Raw genomic sequence first — 16,756 nt, forward strand, 5'->3', positions numbered from 1 at the left:
CTTCGCGGACGAAGACGTCGTGGGGCTGTTCGTGGACCTCGACGTAGAGGTCGCCGGCCGGGCCGCCGCCGGGCCCGACCTCACCCTGGGCGGCGAGCCGCACGCGCATGCCGTCGCCGACACCCGCGGGGATCTTGACGCTGATCTCGCGGCGGCCCGGCCGGCGACCTCTACGTCGAGGTCCACGAACAGCCCCACGACGTCTTCGTCCGCGAAGGCGACGATCTGCACTGCACGGTTTCGGTGCCGATGGTCGACGCGGCGCTGGGCGCCACCGTCACCGTCGACGCCATCTTGGACGGCGTCAGCGAAATCACCATCCCGCCCGGCACCCAACCGGCGTCGGTCATCACCCTGCGCGGCCACGGCATGCCGCACCTGCGCTCCGGCACCCGCGGCGATCTGCATGTGCACGTCGAGGTCGTCGTTCCGGCCCGGCTGGACCACCGCGACACCGAACTGCTGCGCGAGTTCAAGACCCGCCGCAACCGCGACGTGCCCGAGGTCCGCTCGACGCACGCCGGGGGCGGCTTGTTCAGCCGGCTGCGCGAAACCTTCACCGGACGCTAGCGGGGAGCCGCGAAGGCGCGCACATGGTCGCGACCCTGTTCTACCTCGACGATCTGCCCGAGCCCGGCTCGCTGGCCGTGCTGGGCGGTGACGAGGGTTTCCACGCCGCGACCGTGCGGCGCATCCGCCCCGGCGAGCGGCTGGTGCTGGGCGACGGCGCCGGGGCCCTGGCCCACTGCGAGGTCGAGCACGCCGGGCGCGACGGGCTGCGCGCGCGGGTGCTCGAACGCTGGACCGTTCCCCCGGGATCCCCGCGGGTGACGGTGGTCCAGGCGCTGCCGAAGTCGGAGCGCTCGGAGCTGGCCATCGAGTTGGCCACCGAAGCGGGCGCCGACGCGTTCCTGGCCTGGCATGCCGCGCGGTGCGTGGCCAACTGGCAGGGCAACCGGGTCGACAAGGGTTTGCGGCGATGGCGTGCCGTCGCCCGGTCGGCGGCCCGCCAATCCCGTCGGGCGCACATCCCGCCGGTCGATGGCGTGCTGTCCACCGCCGAGCTGACCCGGCGGATCCGCGACGAGGTAGCCGCCGGCGCGACGGCGCTCGCCCTGCACGAGTCGGCCACCGACCGGCTCGCGGATGTCGGGCTGGCTCAAGCGGAATCGCTGCTGCTGGTGGTCGGTCCGGAAGGCGGCATCGCGGAAGACGAGATGGCGGCGCTGTCCGAGGCGGGCGCGACGGCGGTGCGGCTGGGGCCCCAGGTGCTGCGGACGTCGAGCGCCGCGGCGGTCGCGCTGGGCGCCCTCGGCGTGCTGACCCCGAGGTGGGACCAGCGCAGCGACGTTCCGGCAAACGGCCACACGCTGCGGGTTCGCGACACCGACCCGACGTCGAGTACGTTGCTGAACGCTGACCAATCCGGGCCCTCGGCGTAGACTGAGACGGCCCAGCAACCCACCGACAAGCCGAGAAAGCAGGCATCGAGAGCCACGTGACGCCCCGCGAGACCAGCGCTGCTGACGCAGCCGGAGCCGTCCCGACCTCTGCTCAGGTTCGCAGCAGCATCGACGTTCCGCCCGATGTCGTGATGGGCTTGTTGGGTTCGGCCGACCAAAACCTGCGGGCCCTCGAGCGCAGCCTGAAAGCCGACCTGCACGTGCGTGGCAACGCGGTCACCGTCGCGGGTGAACCCGCCGACGTCGCGCTCGCCGAGCGGGTGATCTCCGAGCTGGTCGCCATCGTCGCCGGCGGTCAGCCGTTGACCCCGGAGGTGGTTCGCCACAGCGTCGCCATGTTGGCCGGCACCGACAACGAGTCACCGGCCGAAGTGCTCACGCTGGACATCCTGTCGCGGCGCGGCAAGACCATCCGGCCCAAGACGCTCAACCAGAAGCGCTACGTCGACGCCATCGACGCCAACACCATCGTCTTCGGGGTCGGCCCGGCCGGCACCGGCAAGACCTATCTGGCGATGGCCAAGGCGGTCAGCGCGCTGCAGACCAAACAGGTCAGCCGCATCATCCTGACCCGCCCAGCCGTGGAAGCCGGTGAGCGCCTTGGCTTTTTGCCCGGCACCCTCAGCGAGAAGATCGATCCGTATCTGCGGCCGCTGTATGACGCGCTCTACGACATGATGGATCCCGAACTGATCCCCAAACTGATGACCGCCGGCGTCATCGAGGTGGCGCCGCTGGCCTACATGCGGGGACGCACGCTGAACTCCGCGTTCATCGTCCTCGACGAGGCGCAGAACACCACCGCCGAGCAGATGAAGATGTTCCTCACCCGGCTCGGCTTCGGATCCAAGATCGTCGTCACCGGCGACATCACCCAGGTCGACCTGCCGGGCGGCGCCAAGTCGGGCCTGCGCTCGGCGATGGAAATCCTGGACAGCGTCGATGACATCCATGTCGCGGAGCTGACCAGCGTGGACGTGGTTCGCCACCGGCTGGTCTCCGAGATCGTCGACGCCTATGCGAAATTTGACGAGCCCGGCCTGACATTGAACCGGGCGGCGCGGCGGGCGACGGGCTCGCGCGGTCGTCGATGATGGTGCGGTGAGCGGATTTCATGAGCATTGAGGTATCCAACGAATCGGGTATCGACGTCTCCGAGGCCGAACTGATCAGCGTCGCGCGGTTCGTCATCGCCAAGATGGACGTCAATCCGGCGGCCGAGCTGTCGATGGTGCTGCTGGACACCGCCGCGATGGCGGACCTGCACATGCGCTGGATGGACCTGCCCGGCCCGACGGACGTGATGAGCTTTCCGATGGACGAGCTCGAGCCGGGCGGGCGTCCGGACGCCCCGGAGCCGGGGCCCTCGATGCTGGGCGACATCGTGCTGTGCCCGGAATTCGCGGCCGGCCAGGCCGCCTCGGCGGGGCACAGCCTGGGGCACGAGCTGGCGCTGCTGACCATCCACGGGGTGCTGCATCTGATCGGCTACGACCACGGCGAGCCGGACGAGGAAAAGGAGATGTTCGCCCTGCAGGACCGATTGCTCGAAGAGTGGGTCGCCGAGCAGGTCGAGGCCTACCACCAGGACCGCCAATCCGAACGCGACCGCCGATTGCTCGACAAGTCAAGGTATTTCGACCATTGAGGCCACTTCGCATCCTGGCGGCCGCCGCCATCGCCTTCGCACCGCTGTCGATGGTGGTCACCACCAACGCTTCGGTGGCGCAGGCGGCCCCGTGCGCGGGCGCCGGGTCGAACCCGGATTCCTGCCAGCACTGCATGTTCTACGTGAACGCCTATCACACCGCGAACGTGTGCAACGAGGATCGCCGCGGGGTCCAGGGACCCCCGAGCAACGCGCCCACGCCGGTGCCGGAAGTTCCCATCCCGGCGTACGAGCCGCCCCCGATGCCGCCGCCGGCGCACAACCCCCTGGTCCTCCCGCCGCCCAACGCGGGTCAGAACGTCCCGGTGCTGGACATCCCGCCGCCGGGCCCCGACGCGCCGCGCAACGCACCGGTCGTGGCGCCGCCGCGCGGGCTGGACGCGCCCTCGCTGGCGATCGCGGCGGCCAAGGCCGCGCCCGTGGCGCGGGTCGATCCCGCCAACCCCCCGAAACCGCCGACCCAGGTGGACTTCAACCAGCGGGTGCAGAGCGTCGTGAGTTCGCACCGGGAGAACGTCGACATTCTCAAGGTGGACGATCAGAAGTTCGTCCGGCCGCGCCATTGGGACTACCTCGACTACGACGACTCCTATCGCCGCCCGACCATCTACAACCCGCTCAACCAGCCGATCACGTTCCGCTACTTCTACAACGGCGCCTATCAGGAGGCGTACCTGCCGCGCGGAGGCCGGATGGTGCTCGACGCCGCGACCGTCGGCGTCGTCCCGTTCACCGCGGTGGGTGACAGTTACGTGGCCGCGGGCAGCTTCTATGGCGGGGGCTCAATTCCGTTGAACGGCTACAACGGTCCGCCGCCGCCCGACTACAAGCCGCCGGCGCCGCCGAAGCTGTACGAGAACGTCACGGTGTTCGTTCCCGCCAAGGGCGAGACCGTGGAGGTGGGCCACGTGTCGGTGGTGGGTCACGACGGGAGTCAACCCGCGGGCGGCCAGGACACCTTCCTGCTCGACGACTCCACCCTGGCCTTCGGGCAGATCGACAACACCAGCAGCGCGCCCGCCCAGATCAGGGTGATCAAGACCCAGCCCACGCCGGGCGTCGGGCCGACCGACGATGGCAGCTTCCTGGTGTTGCTGGCCGTGCATCATCAGGAGCCCGGTCAGCCCAATCAGTCCGGATGGACTTTGGCGCTGCGCTTCGGGGGGTTCGCGGTGGTGGTCGGCCTGGTCGCCTGGCTGCTCGCTCGCCGGAGCCGGGCCGAGGAGCAGAACGCTGATTCATGACCGGCTGGTCTGAGCTGCTCGGTGCAGTCGCGCTGATCGCGCTCGGCGGACTGTTCGCGGCGATCGATGCGGCCATCAGCACGGTGTCGCTGGCCCGGGTTCAGGAGTTGGTGCGCGACGAGCGGCCCGGCGCGGTGGCCCTGTCCAAGGTCATGTCCGAACGGCCCCGCTACATCAACCTGGTGGTGTTGCTGCGGATCACCTGCGAGATCACGGCGACCGTGCTGCTGGTGGTGTTCCTCTACGACAACTTCGGGCTCAGGTGGGGGCTGTTCGGCGCCGCCGCCATCATGGTGGTCACCAGCTTCGTCGTGATGGGCGTGGGACCGCGTACCCTCGGCCGTCAGAACGCCTACTCCATTGCGCTGACGACGGTCCTTCCGCTGCAGGCAATTTCGTGGCTGCTGATGCCGATCAGCCGCCTGCTGGTGGTGCTGGGTAATGCGGTGACGCCCGGCCGTGGCCTGCGCAACGGCCCGTTCGCCTCCGAGATCGAGTTGCGTGAAGTCGTCGACCTGGCTCAGCAGCGTGGCGTGGTGGCCGCCGAGGAGCGGCGGATGATCCAGTCGGTCTTCGAACTCGGTGACACCCCGGCCCGCGAGGTGATGGTGCCGCGCACCGAGATGATCTGGATCGAAAGCGACAAGTTCGCCAGCCAGGCCATCAACCTGGCGGTGCGCAGCGGGCATTCCCGCATCCCGGTCATCGGCGAAAACGTCGACGACATCGTGGGCGTCGTGTACCTGAAAGACCTTGTCCAGCAGACGGTTCTGTCTGGTGACGGCGGCCGCACCCCGCCGGTGTCGAAGGTGATGCGGCCGGCCGTCTTCGTGCCGGACTCCAAGCCGTTGGACTCGCTGCTGCGGGAAATGCAGCGCGACCGCAACCACATGGCCCTGCTCGTCGACGAGTACGGCGCGATCGCCGGCCTGGTCACCATCGAAGACGTGCTGGAGGAAATCGTCGGCGAGATCGCCGACGAGTACGACCAGGCGGAGACGGCGCCGATAGAAGACCTGGGCGACAAGCACTTCCGGGTGTCGGCGCGGTTGCCGATCGAGGACTTGGGCGAGCTGTACGGGGTGGAGTTCGACGACGATTTCGACGTCGACACGGTGGGCGGCCTGCTCGCCCTCGAGCTGGGCCGGGTGCCGCTGCCGGGCGCCGAGGTGGTTTCGCACGGTCTGCGGCTGCAGGCCGAAGGCGGCACCGATCACCGGGGTCGGGTGCGGATCAATACCGTGCTGCTCAGCCCGATCGAATCCGACGGTTCATCCGATGGCGAGGAATCCGAGCAGCATGACTGAATTCCGTTCCGGCTTCGTATGTTTGGTGGGCCGTCCGAACACCGGCAAATCGACGCTGACGAACGCGCTCGTCGGGACCAAGGTCGCGATCACCTCGATGCGGCCGCAGACCACCCGGCACACCATCCGCGGCATCGTGCACCGCGACGACTTCCAGATCATCCTGGTCGACACGCCGGGCCTGCATCGGCCGCGCACCCTGCTGGGCAAGCGACTCAACGATCTGGTACGCGATACCTATTCCGAAGTCGACGTGATCGGGCTGTGCATCCCGGCCGACGAAGCGATCGGTCCGGGCGACCGGTGGATCGTCGAACAGATCCGCGCGACCGCGCCGAAGACGACGCTGGTCGCGATCGTCACCAAGATCGACAAGACGCCCAGAGACCGGGTGGCCGCGCAGCTGGTGGCGGTCAGCGAGTTGGTGGGTGACTCAGCGGAGATTGTGCCGGTGTCGGCGGTCACCGGGGCGCAGGTGGACATCCTGATCGACGTGCTGGCCGCGGCGCTGCCGCCCGGCCCGGCGTACTACCCCGACGGTGAGCTGACCGACGAACCCGAAGAGGTCCTGATGGCCGAGCTCATCCGGGAGGCCGCCCTCGAGGGCGTGCGCGACGAACTGCCGCATTCGTTGGCGGTGGTCATCGACGAAGTCAACCCGCGGGAGGACCGCGACGACCTGATCGACGTGCATGCCCTGCTCTACGTCGAACGCGACAGCCAGAAGGGAATCGTCATCGGCAAGGGCGGTGCCCGGCTGCGGGAGGTGGGCACCGCGGCGCGTGCCCAGATCGAAAAGCTGTTGGGGACAAAGGTTTACCTCGATCTGCGGGTCAAGGTTGCCAAGAACTGGCAGAGCGACCCCAAACAGCTTGGTCGGCTGGGCTTTTAGCGATCGCACGCGACGGCGTCGCCCGCGGTCGCCGGACCAAGAGGTGACTTTCATTCGTGCTAGCACCGTCGCTAGCGCACGTGAAAAGCCATATGCCGAGCAGAGGCGACGCATCTGGCCCGGTTGAATTTTGGTGGGCGCATCCGCCGCGCGTTTGGTCACCTTCGCCCTGGGTAGCCGCGGCCTATGACGCAACCTCAACTCGCGCTCGTCACCGGCGCGTCCAGCGGCATCGGATTCGAACTGGCCAAGCAGTTCGCCCAGCATGGCTATGACCTGGTCGTTGCCGCCGAAGACGACGCGATCAACGACGTGCCCGGCAAACTCTCGCAGTTCGGCGCCGTGGTGCAGCCGGTCCAGGCGGACCTGCGCGGCCCCGAGGGGGTGGAGCACGTGTACGAGAGCGCAATCGAAGGCGACCGCGTGCTCGCCGCGGCCGCGCTGAATGCGGGGATCGGCCGCGGGGAAATGTTCCTCAAGAGCGAGCTCGCCGACGACCTCAGCATCATCGATCTCAACGTGCGCTCCACCGTGCACCTGGCCAAGCTGGTTCTGCGCGACATGGCGAATCGCAATGCGGGCAAGGTGCTGTTCACCTCGTCCATCGCCTCGCAGATGCCGGGGTCCTATCAGCCGGTGTACAACGCGTCGAAGTCGTTCATCCAATCCTTCGCCCAGGCGCTGCACGACGAATTGCGCGACACGGCAATCACTGTCACCGCTTTGATGCCCGGACCGACCGACACCAACTTCTTCGGCCGCGCCAAGATGGTGGATTCCCTGATGGGCAAAATGCGCAAGGACGACCCCGCCCAGGTCGCGCGGCAGGGATTCGAGGCGCTGATGCAAGGCGATCAGAAGGTGGTGGCCGGCTCCGCGTTGACAAAAGTCATGGGTGCGGCGAACCGCCTGCTACCGGACACGGTCAAAGCCGTTGGCAATCGGGTGATGTCGAAACCGCGGGGCAACTGAACCGATGGCCCGGCGGATCAGGCCAGCACCCGAATCGTTTTCATCGACGCATCGGCGGCATCCGGGGTGTTCATCCCGGCGCGCACGCCGGAACACAAGTAATTCAGCACGGCCTCATTGAGACGCTCTCCGGGCACCACCGCCGGGATGCCCGGGGGATAGGGCGTGATCTGTTCGGCGGCGATCCGCCCGGCGGCCTGATCGGTGGGCACCGCCTCCACGTGCCCAAAGAACGCGTCGCGGGGCAGACACACAGTCTCCAACTGGAGCTCGTCGGGAGAGGGCAGGTCGATCTGCGGCGGGCGGTCGAAGTCGTCGGCCGCCCTGCGCCACGCCCGCAGCGCATCGGTGAGACGGCCGGCGGTGGCCTTGTCGTCCGCGAAGGACAGGGTGGCCAGAATGCGGCGGTGATCGCTCATCCCGGTGTCGACGTGAGCGTTCGCGCGCAGCCAGTCGGCGGCCTGGTAACCGGAGGTGCCCGTGCCCGAGACGTCCATCAGCACCTGCAAGCGATCCAGGTCGTGGGACGCCTGCGCCCCGAGTAGCTCGTCGTCGAGCACCTCGACGCCGGGCAAAGTTTCGATGTCCGCACGCAATTTGTGTGCGAGATCCAGTGCGGCGCCGAGCAATTCGTGTCCATGCTCCACCATTTGCCGGCGCCATCCGTCCATGGCCGCATACAGCAGGACGTTGGGGCTGGTCGTCATCAGCAGATCCGCGCAGGCCGACAGGCGGTCCTGATCGATCAGGTCGCCCTGCACATGGAACACCGAGCCCTGTTCGAAGCCGGCGCCCATCTTGTGCACGCTGACCACGCAGACGTCCGCATCCGCATCCATCGCCCAGGTCGGCAGGTCGTCGTGGAACGGCAGATGTGCCCCCCACGCCTCGTCGATGATCAACGGCTTTCCGCGCCGATGGCACACCTCGGCGATGCCGGCGATGTCGGCGCAGGTGCCGTACGGGCTGGGGCTCACGATGAGCGCCCCGGCGGCGTCGGGATGCTTGTCCCACGCCTCGTCTACCTGCTGCGGCGAGGGTGGATGAGAGAAGTGGTGGTCGGCGTCCCATTGCGGAGTGATCCACCGCGGCTGGACACCGGAGAAGATCAGCCCCGCCACGATCGACTTGTGACTGTCGCGCCCGACCAGGAGGCTGCCGTCGCCGCCGGCCACGGCCATCATCGCCGCCCGGACCGACAGGGAGCTGCCACAGGTGGAAAACCAGGCAACGTCGGCGCCCACGGCTTCGGCCATCAGGTCCTCCGCGTGCTTCAAATACTGGTTGCTGGTTCTGCGGTCATCCAGGCCGCCGCTGGCCAGCACGTCGTCGAGGAACGGTTCGCGGCCCAGCACCTGCAGGACGCGGTCGTCGGTGCCGCGGCCCTGGCGGTGGCCCGGTGGCGTGAATCCGTAACGGTTCTTGGCCCGATAATCGGCCAGCGCATCGAGTAGGGGAGCGGTCGATTGGTCCATCGCCAACGAATACCCGAGTTGTCAGCGGCTAATTCGTCCTAGTTACCTGCGTAAACACCGGCGTCAGGCGTGGGGCCCGGCGGCGCCCGGCGCGTCCGTCGTCTGGTCCCACCACGACTGGGGCTGTTGGCTCGCCCACCCGCTGACCGCTTCCAGTTCGGCGGCCAGCGAGATCAGCATGCCCTCGCTGTTCGCCGGGCCCATCAGCTGCACACCGATCGGCAAGCCCTCGGAGGTGAAGCCGGCCGGAACGTTGATCGACGGCCAGCCCAGGACGTTCCACGGGAACGTCAGCGGGCACGCCGCAATCATGGCGCGGTCGGTGCCGAACCCACTCAACCGGTCGAAGGCGCGTGCCAGGGGTGGGGGCTGGGCCGTCGTCGGCGCCAACACCACGTCGACGATGTCGAAGATCGAGCCGACCCGGCGCTGGTCTTCGGCTTCGTGGCGACGCGCGCTGCGCAGGATCGCCTGGCCCAGCACGGCGCCCAGGCGCAGGTTGGACAGGGTGCGGGGGTCCAGCACCACCCCGTCGCCCAGCCGCTCCTCCCAATCGCGCAGGCCTGCGGTGGACCGTGCGAGAAAGTCCCACGACAGCCGCATGCCGTAATCGGGGTTGCCCGGCACCACGGTGTGGCCGAGCAGTTCGAGTTGCTTGCCGACCGCCCGCGTCGCGGCCAGGATCTCCGGGTGCAGCTTCGGCCGGAAGCCGGTGTAGGGGAACCGGGTGGACAGCGCGATGTTCAGCGGGCCGGGCGCCTTGCCCACGTAGTCCGAGGCGACGATCGGCGGCGGCTTGTGCCGGTCTCCCTCCACGTTTCCGGAGGCGGCGTCGAGCACCAGCGCCGCATCGGCCACCGTCCGGGCCAGTACGCCGTTGACGGTGATGCCGTTGAACGGTTCCGGTAGTGGCCAGGTCGAGATGCGCCCGCGCTGCGGCTTGATGCCGACCAGGTGCGTCCACGCCGCCGGGATGCGAATGCTGCCGGCGCCGTCGGAGCCGATGGCCGCGGTGACCAGTCCGGCCGCCACCGCCGCGGCGCTGCCGCCCGACGATCCGCCCGGGGTGTGCCGGCGCGACCAGGGGTTGCGGGTATGCCCGAAACCGGGTCCGCTGGTGAACGGCCACTGGCCGAGCTCGCAGGTGTTGGTCTTGCCGACGATCACCGCGCCGGCCGCCTTGAGACGGCGCACCACCTCGGCGTCGTGCGTCGCCGGCGCGACCGTCCCCTCGGTCCCGAAGGCGGTGGGCACGCCAGCAACGTCGACGTCGTCTTTGACCGCGATCGGGATCCCCAGCAGCGGGGCGGTGTCGCCGGCCGCGCGGCGCCGGTCGGCCTCGGCGGCGTCGGCCAGCGCCGACTCGGTGAGCACCACCCGAAAGGCGTTGAGCGTGGGCTGGCTGGCGTGGATGGCGTGCAGCGAGCGACCGACCAGTGTGGTGGACGTCACCGAGCGGCTCGCCAGCTGATAGAGCAGGTCAGTGAGCGTGGGCAGGCGCCGGTGGCCGGATCCGGAAATGGACCCGGGACCCGACCCAGAAGCGCCAATCACGGGGTACGAGACTAACGGCGCGGATACCCGTAATGTCGCGGCGGGGTGCAAAACTATTGTGATGCGGCTATACCGAGACCGAGCTGTTGTGTTGCGCCAGCACAAGCTCGGTGAAGCCGACCGGATCGTCACCCTGCTGACTCGTGAGCACGGGCTGGTCCGCGCGGTTGCCAAGGGCGTGCGCCGCACCCGCAGCAAATTCGGTGCTCGGCTGGAGCCGTTCGCGCATATCGACGCGCAGCTGCACCCCGGCCGCAACCTCGACATCGTCACCCAGGTCGTCTCCATTGACGCGTTCGCCACCGACATCGTCAACGACTACGGCCGCTACACGTGCGGGTGCGCCATGCTGGAAACCGCCGAGCGCCTCGCCGGCGAGGAGCGGGCACCCGCCCCGGCGCTGCACGGGCTCACGGTGAGCGCGTTGCGGGCGGTGGCCGACGGCCGCCGGTCCCGAGACCTCCTGCTGGACGCCTACCTGTTGCGCGCGATGGGCATCGCAGGCTGGGCGCCCGCGCTGAACGAGTGCGCCCGGTGCGCCACGCCCGGTCCCCATCGGGCGTTCCACGTCGGCGCCGGCGGCAGCGTCTGCACACACTGCCGCCCGGCCGGTTCGACGACGCCGCCCCCGGGGGTGCTGGACCTGATGTCCGCGCTGCACGACGGCGATTGGGACTTCGCCGAGCAGACCCCGCAGTCGCACCGTAACTACGTCAGCGGTCTGGTGGCCGCGCACCTGCAGTGGCATCTGGAGCGGCAGCTCAAGACCCTGCCGCTGGTGGAACGGACGTATCACGCCGACCGCACCATCGCCGACCAGCGCGCGGCGCTGATCGGGCAGGATATGGACTGTGGCTAAACTCTGGGCCGGCGGCTCGGGCCGAAAGGCCGAGCTCGCCACGGCGTCAGCCGATTTCCCGCAGCTGCCCCCCGCGCCCGACGACTACCCGGTGTTCCCCGACAAGTCGACCTGGCCGGTCGTCTTTCCCGAGCTGCCGCCCCCGGCCGACGGTGGGCCGTGCCGGCCCCCACAGCACATTTCCAAGGCGGCCGCGCCCAAGATCGAGGCCGACCGATTGCCCAACCATGTGGCCATCGTGATGGACGGCAACGGCCGCTGGGCCACCCAGCAGGGATTGACCCGCACCGACGGTCACAAGGCGGGCGAGGCGGTGGTCATCGACATCGTCTGTGGCGCAATCGAACTCGGCATCAAATGGCTCAGTCTGTACGCCTTCTCCACCGAGAACTGGAAGCGCTCCCCCGAGGAGGTCCGCTTTCTGATGGGATTCAATCGCGACGTGGTGCGCATGCGCCGGGTGAACCTGAACACAATCGGGGTCAAGATCCGGTGGGTGGGTTCGCGGCCGCGCCTGTGGCGCAGCGTGATCAACGAACTGGCGATTGCCGAAGACCTGACCAAGGACAACGACGTCATCACCGTCAACTACTGCGTCAACTACGGCGGTCGCGCCGAGATCGCCGAGGCGACAAGGGAAATCGCGCGCCTGGCCGCCGCCGGCCGGCTGAACCCGGAGCGCATCACCGAGTCGACCGTGTCGCATCACCTGCAGCGGCCCGACATCCCCGACGTGGACCTGTTCCTGCGGACCTCGGGGGAGCACCGGTCCAGCAACTTCATGCTGTGGCAGGCGGCCTACGCCGAATACGTCTTTCAGGACAAGCTGTGGCCCGACTACGACCGCCGCGACCTGTGGGCGGCGTGTGAGGAATACGCCTCCCGCAACCGCAGATTCGGGAGCGCATAGTGCCGCCGCTGCAGGAGCGCCTGGCATCGATACTCGGCGACGTCCTTCCGCTCGAGGCGGAGGCCGACGGCGCCGTGACGGTGCGCCACGACGCCACCATCGCCTCGTTGCGGGTGGTCAACATCGCCGAGGGGCTCGATCTGGTCTCGCTCACCCAGATACTGGCGTGGGATCTGCCGTCGACCAAGAAGCTCAGCGAGCAAGTGGCCAAGCAGGCCCGCGACAGCAACTTCGGCAGCGTGACCATGGTCGAGAAGGTCAATGATAAAGCGGTGCAACGCAATTCGGGCAGGAGTGCGGCGAAAACCGCCGACGTGATGCTGCGCTATAACTTCCCCGGCGCCGGCCTGACCGACGATGCCCTGCGGACGTTGATCCTGCTGGTGCTCGACACCGGCGCCGAGATACGTCGGGCGCTGACGGCGTAACCGGTTACCGGCCCCCGCAATCCGAGCAGGTGCCGAAGATCTCGATGGTGTGGCTGACGTCGGAGAAGCCATGCTTGGCAGCCACTTCGCTGGCCCACTGTTCGACCTCGTGATCGCCCACCTCGATGGTGGCGCCACAACTGCGGCAGACCAGATGGTGGTGGTGGTGCTCCGAACATCGGCGGTAGACCGATTCGCCGGTGTCGGTGCGCAGCGTGTCGATCATCCCGGCCGCGGCCATCGACTGCAGGGTCCGGTAGACGGTCGTCAGGCCGATGTTCTCGCCACGCCGGCGCAGCTCGTCGTGCAGCTCTTGGGCCGAGCGGAACTCGTCGAGGGTCTCCAGCAGCGTGGAGATCGCCGCCCGCTGCCGGGTGGAGCGGACGCTGACCCTGGTCATTGGCGCGGCTCCTCACTGGCGTGCGCGACGGCATCCACCACGATGTGCGCGAGGTGATGATCCGCGAGCCGGTAGAGCACTTCGCGCCCGGATCGCTCCCCGGTGACCACGCCGGCCGCCTTGAGGATCTTGAGATGCTGACTGACCAGCGGCTGGGGCACGCCGAGCGCGTCCACCAGCTCGTGCACGCAGCGGTGCGACTCGCGCAGCTGCAGCACGATGGCGATGCGCACGGGCGCGGCCAGCGCGCGCAACAACTCACCGGCGGCATCGAGGATGTCCCGCGGCGGCGGCACGGGATAGGCGGCCCCTCCGGAGTGCCCGGCGGCGCCCAGCGCGTCGTGGTCGTGGGCGAGGAGGCCCGGGTCCGAGTCGCCATCCGCGGCGGCCGGCATCGAGGCAGAAGGTGACGGGGACGTCATCATGGGGCGGCATCACCTCGAGAAGTGCCTGGTAGTGGGAAAGTAGTCGCCGGTGAAAGTCGTTGTCGGCTGCCATCCACTGTCACATGCATGATGACGCATGTCAAAGACCGCGGTGCCGATCGCTACCATGACTGATGCTCTGCGCACCGCGGTCGAGCGCCGCGCGTGCCCGCTCAAACCCGGAAAGGGAGTGCACCACCCCGTGGCGTCCGTCATCGACACCGTAGTGAACCTGGCCAAACGGCGCGGCTTCGTCTTTCCCTCGGGGGAGATCTACGGCGGCACCCGATCGGCGTGGGATTACGGCCCGCTGGGTGTGGAGTTCAAGGAGAACATCAAACGCCAGTGGTGGCGCTCGGTGGTCACCGGTCGCGACGACGTCGTGGGCCTGGATTCGGCGATCATCTTGCCGCGGCAAGTCTGGGTGGCCTCCGGCCATGTCGAGGTCTTCCACGACCCGCTGGTCGAGTCACTGATCACCCACAAGCGTTATCGCGCCGACCATCTCATTGAAGCCTACGAAGCCAAACACGGACACCCGCCGCCCAACGGGCTGGCCGACATCCGCGACCCGGAGACCGGCGAACCCGGCCGGTGGACCGAGCCGCGCGAATTCAACATGATGCTCAAGACCTACCTCGGTCCGATCGAAACCGAGGAGGGCCTGCACTATCTGCGTCCGGAGACCGCGCAGGGCATCTTCGTCAACTTCGCCAACGTGGTGACCACCGCCCGCAAGAAGCCGCCTTTTGGAATCGGTCAGATCGGCAAGAGTTTTCGCAACGAGATCACCCCGGGCAACTTCATTTTCCGGACCCGCGAGTTCGAACAAATGGAAATGGAGTTCTTCGTCGAGCCCTCGACCGCCAAGGAATGGCATCAGTACTGGATCGACACCCGCCTGCACTGGTATGTCGAACTGGGTATCGATCCGGAGAACTTGCGGCTATTTGAACATCCGGCCGACAAGCTGTCGCACTACTCCGATCGCACCGTCGACATCGAGTACAAGTTCGGCTTCGCCGGTAATCCGTGGGGCGAGTTGGAAGGTGTCGCCAACCGCACCGATTTCGACTTGTCGACGCATGCAAAGCATTCCGGCGTCGACCTGTCGTTCTACGACCAGGTGACCGACACCCGGTACACCCCGTATGTCATCGAGCCCGCCGCCGGTCTGACGCGGTCGTTCATGGCGTTCTTGATCGACGCCTACACCGAGGACGAAGCCCCGAACGCCAAGGGCAAGATGGAAAAACGCACGGTGCTGCGGCTGGATCCGCGCCTGTCACCGGTCAAGGCCGCGGTGCTGCCGCTGTCCCGGCACGCCGACTTGAGTCCCAAGGCCCGAGACCTGGCCGCCGAGTTGCGGAAGTTTTGGAATATCGATTTCGACGACGCCGGTGCCATCGGGCGACGCTACCGACGCCAGGACGAGATCGGCACGCCCTTCTGCGTGACGGTGGATTTCGACTCACTCGAGGACAACGCCGTGACGGTCCGCCGCCGCGACGACATGTCCCAGGAGCGGGTGCCGATGAATGCCGTGTCGGATTATCTGGCGGCGCGCCTCAAGGGTTGTTAATCGACCACTCGCGGGCCGTCTTGTAGATTGCTTGTCCCGTTGCATCGGCGCGGGTCCGGCCGCCGTGCCGCCGGTGATGCATCCTCACCCACACCGAATTCCGCGGAATAAGGTTTGCTTAAAAGTCCGGCTTTTCGCGGTGCTGGTGCCTTAGGATCGCCACTGGGGCATAAGTAGATAGCTAATGGCCGCGGGTGGATGTCGCTCCGTCCGGGGCAGGAGCCGTTGACTCGGTCGGTTGGGGTTGCACATGATTCCCGCGTTTGTGTTCTTCCCTCCTGAGATCAACTCGGCCTTGATATTCGGCGGCCCCGGGGCCGGCCCTCTGTTCGAGGCGGCCGCGGCGTGGGACGGGCTGGCCGCCGAGCTGTCATCCTCGGCATCGTCGTTTCACACCACGGTTTCCGATCTGGCCGGTAGCGCCTGGATGGGGCCGTCGTCGATGGCGATGACCGGCGCCGCGGCGCCCTACGTGCAATGGCTGATCATCGCGGCGGCGCAGGCGGAGGTGGCGGCCTTGCAGGCCCGGATCGCCGCACTGGCTTTCGAGGGCGCACTGGTGGCGACGGTTCCGCTGCCGGAGGTGCTGGCCAATCGGGCCCGGTTGCTCGTCCTGATTGCCACGAACTTCTTTGGCATCAATACCGCGGCCATCGCACAGACCGAGCTCGAATACGTCGAGATGTGGGCGCAGGATGTGGCGGCGATGTTGGGCTATCACGCCGGGGCCCAATCGATGGCGGAGGCGCTGCCGGAATTCAGCGTGCCGCCGGCGGCCCTCGGCGGCGGCGCGCCCGCCGCGGACCTGTCGGGCCTGGCCGGATTGGTGACGGCACCCCTGACTCTCGCGTCACAGTTCTTCCAGGGCCTGTCCTCGCTGGGAACCGCGTTCGTCTCCCAACTGCAGTCGGTGTTCGGGGCGCTCTCGCCGGCGGTCTCGTTGCTGTCGTCGACGCCGGTGGCGACGTTGACGTCGGTGGCGCAGGCCGGAATGTACCCGGCGACCGCGTTGATGACGCCCATGGTGACGCTTGCCCAAAGTGCCGCCCCGGCACCGGCGGCGGCCGCGTCGCCGCTCTCTCGCGCGCCGGCGTTGGTGGGCGCGGCCAGCGCGCCCCTCGCCGCGCCGCGCAGCGCGGGCAGCGTCCTGTCGGACTTGCCGCCGTTGGCCGGTTCAGGGTTGGGCGCGTTGGGCGTTGCGACGGCGGGCCTGGGCGGCGCGCGGTTCGTCGGGTCGCTGACGGTGCCCGCGGCGTGGCAGGGATCGATGCCGGCTTACATCGCCACCCCGGCGATGTCCGGGGCGGGCTCCGGGGCGCCGGCCGCGGCGGCCGGCGGATCGGGCAGTGGTGTGCCGATGACGGCGATGCCGGTCGGTGACAAGACCCCCGAGGGCGAGGACCGCGGGACCAGGGCGCAGGTGGTCAGGTCTCGTCCCAAGGTGGTGCCGCGAAATCGTCCGGGATAGTGCAGCGGTGCTGCTGTTGCAGACGTGAATAGTGTGCAAAGCGGCCGGAATTCGATACTTTTCGATATGCCGGCATACGCCCCGACGGAACGTTGTATGCGCAACGCC

Annotated in this window: 17 protein-coding genes and 1 pseudogene; 13 read left to right on the top strand and 5 right to left on the bottom strand. The window is 68.1% G+C overall.

Annotated elements, in window-relative coordinates:
• Positions 1 to 109 (bottom strand): DnaJ C-terminal domain-containing protein (locus A5622_RS28435; RefSeq protein ID WP_369829244.1); only part of this gene is annotated, 109 nt, incomplete at its 3' end.
• A 41-nt stretch (positions 110 to 150) separates the two neighbouring features.
• On the opposite strand from A5622_RS28435, the pseudogene A5622_RS17890 reads away from it, so the two are divergent.
• The 8 genes and pseudogenes from A5622_RS17890 to A5622_RS17925 form a co-directional block, all read left to right on the top strand.
• A pseudogene (locus A5622_RS17890) lies at positions 151 to 570 on the top strand (DnaJ C-terminal domain-containing protein); the annotation flags it as partial.
• A gap of 23 nt (positions 571 to 593) precedes the next feature.
• The gene (locus tag A5622_RS17895; RefSeq protein ID WP_066869559.1) at positions 594 to 1,442 is read left to right on the top strand and encodes a 16S rRNA (uracil(1498)-N(3))-methyltransferase; all 849 of its coding nucleotides are present in this window, start codon (positions 594 to 596) and stop codon (positions 1,440 to 1,442) included.
• A 56-nt stretch (positions 1,443 to 1,498) separates the two neighbouring features.
• On the top strand, positions 1,499 to 2,557 hold the full coding sequence (locus tag A5622_RS17900) for a PhoH family protein (RefSeq protein WP_066880363.1): 1,059 nt from the start codon (positions 1,499 to 1,501) through the stop codon (positions 2,555 to 2,557).
• Positions 2,558 to 2,577: 20 nt separating this feature from the next.
• Entirely contained in the window at positions 2,578 to 3,111 is a 534-nt protein-coding gene (ybeY, locus tag A5622_RS17905) for an rRNA maturation RNase YbeY (protein WP_066869564.1), read from the top strand.
• A 50-nt stretch (positions 3,112 to 3,161) separates the two neighbouring features.
• Entirely contained in the window at positions 3,162 to 4,376 is a 1,215-nt protein-coding gene (locus tag A5622_RS17910; protein ID WP_066880387.1) for a hypothetical protein, read from the top strand.
• Positions 4,373 to 5,683 (top strand): hemolysin family protein, encoded by a 1,311-nt coding sequence (locus A5622_RS17915; protein WP_066869568.1) that lies wholly within the window; start codon positions 4,373 to 4,375, stop codon positions 5,681 to 5,683. Before A5622_RS17910 ends, A5622_RS17915 begins: the two co-directional genes overlap by 4 nt.
• Positions 5,676 to 6,575, top strand: a complete 900-nt coding sequence (gene era, locus A5622_RS17920; RefSeq protein ID WP_066869571.1) for a GTPase Era — start codon at positions 5,676 to 5,678, stop codon at positions 6,573 to 6,575. Before A5622_RS17915 ends, era begins: the two co-directional genes overlap by 8 nt.
• A gap of 186 nt (positions 6,576 to 6,761) precedes the next feature.
• On the top strand, positions 6,762 to 7,547 hold the full coding sequence (locus A5622_RS17925) for an SDR family oxidoreductase (protein ID WP_066880365.1): 786 nt from the start codon (positions 6,762 to 6,764) through the stop codon (positions 7,545 to 7,547).
• Between the two features lie 17 nt (positions 7,548 to 7,564).
• Here A5622_RS17925 and A5622_RS17930 read toward each other — a convergent pair whose 3' ends face one another.
• Both A5622_RS17930 and A5622_RS17935 read right to left on the bottom strand, forming a co-directional pair.
• On the bottom strand, positions 7,565 to 9,022 hold the full coding sequence (locus A5622_RS17930; RefSeq protein ID WP_066880367.1) for an aminotransferase class I/II-fold pyridoxal phosphate-dependent enzyme: 1,458 nt from the start codon (positions 9,020 to 9,022) through the stop codon (positions 7,565 to 7,567).
• Between the two features lie 63 nt (positions 9,023 to 9,085).
• Entirely contained in the window at positions 9,086 to 10,576 is a 1,491-nt protein-coding gene (locus A5622_RS17935; protein ID WP_066880369.1) for an amidase, read from the bottom strand.
• A 61-nt stretch (positions 10,577 to 10,637) separates the two neighbouring features.
• On the opposite strand from A5622_RS17935, the gene recO reads away from it, so the two are divergent.
• The 3 genes from recO to A5622_RS17950 are packed head-to-tail and all read left to right on the top strand — an operon-like array spanning position 10,638 to position 12,773.
• Positions 10,638 to 11,435 carry a DNA repair protein RecO gene (gene recO, locus A5622_RS17940; RefSeq protein WP_066869584.1) on the top strand — a complete coding sequence of 266 codons (798 nt, stop codon included), beginning with the start codon at positions 10,638 to 10,640 and terminating at the stop codon, positions 11,433 to 11,435.
• Complete coding sequence (locus A5622_RS17945) at positions 11,428 to 12,345, top strand: decaprenyl diphosphate synthase (RefSeq protein WP_082994624.1); 918 nt, start codon at positions 11,428 to 11,430, stop codon at positions 12,343 to 12,345. Before recO ends, A5622_RS17945 begins: the two co-directional genes overlap by 8 nt.
• Positions 12,345 to 12,773: a hypothetical protein gene (locus tag A5622_RS17950; protein WP_066869587.1), complete on the top strand. Its 429-nt coding sequence runs from the start codon at positions 12,345 to 12,347 to the stop codon at positions 12,771 to 12,773. The genes A5622_RS17945 and A5622_RS17950 overlap by 1 nt, the downstream gene beginning before the upstream one ends.
• A gap of 4 nt (positions 12,774 to 12,777) precedes the next feature.
• On the opposite strand, the gene A5622_RS17955 is transcribed toward A5622_RS17950, so the two are convergent.
• Together A5622_RS17955 and A5622_RS17960 are read right to left on the bottom strand one after the other, a co-directional pair.
• Positions 12,778 to 13,173, bottom strand: coding sequence for a Fur family transcriptional regulator (locus tag A5622_RS17955; RefSeq protein WP_066869589.1), 396 nt, complete (start codon positions 13,171 to 13,173; stop codon positions 12,778 to 12,780).
• Positions 13,170 to 13,598 carry a helix-turn-helix transcriptional regulator gene (locus A5622_RS17960; RefSeq protein ID WP_197497975.1) on the bottom strand — a complete coding sequence of 143 codons (429 nt, stop codon included), beginning with the start codon at positions 13,596 to 13,598 and terminating at the stop codon, positions 13,170 to 13,172. Before A5622_RS17960 ends, A5622_RS17955 begins: the two co-directional genes overlap by 4 nt.
• A 190-nt stretch (positions 13,599 to 13,788) precedes the next feature.
• On the opposite strand from A5622_RS17960, the gene A5622_RS17965 reads away from it, so the two are divergent.
• Complete coding sequence (locus A5622_RS17965) at positions 13,789 to 15,180, top strand: glycine--tRNA ligase (RefSeq protein WP_066869656.1); 1,392 nt, start codon at positions 13,789 to 13,791, stop codon at positions 15,178 to 15,180.
• Positions 15,181 to 15,430: 250 nt separating this feature from the next.
• On the top strand, positions 15,431 to 16,648 hold the full coding sequence (locus A5622_RS17970) for a PPE family protein (RefSeq protein WP_066880373.1): 1,218 nt from the start codon (positions 15,431 to 15,433) through the stop codon (positions 16,646 to 16,648).
• Positions 16,649 to 16,756: the final 108 nt, after the last annotated feature.

Origin of the sequence: Mycobacterium sp. 1245801.1 (genome assembly GCF_001673055.1) — a bacterium.
GTDB classification, from domain to species: Bacteria; Actinomycetota; Actinomycetes; order Mycobacteriales; family Mycobacteriaceae; genus Mycobacterium; species Mycobacterium europaeum_A.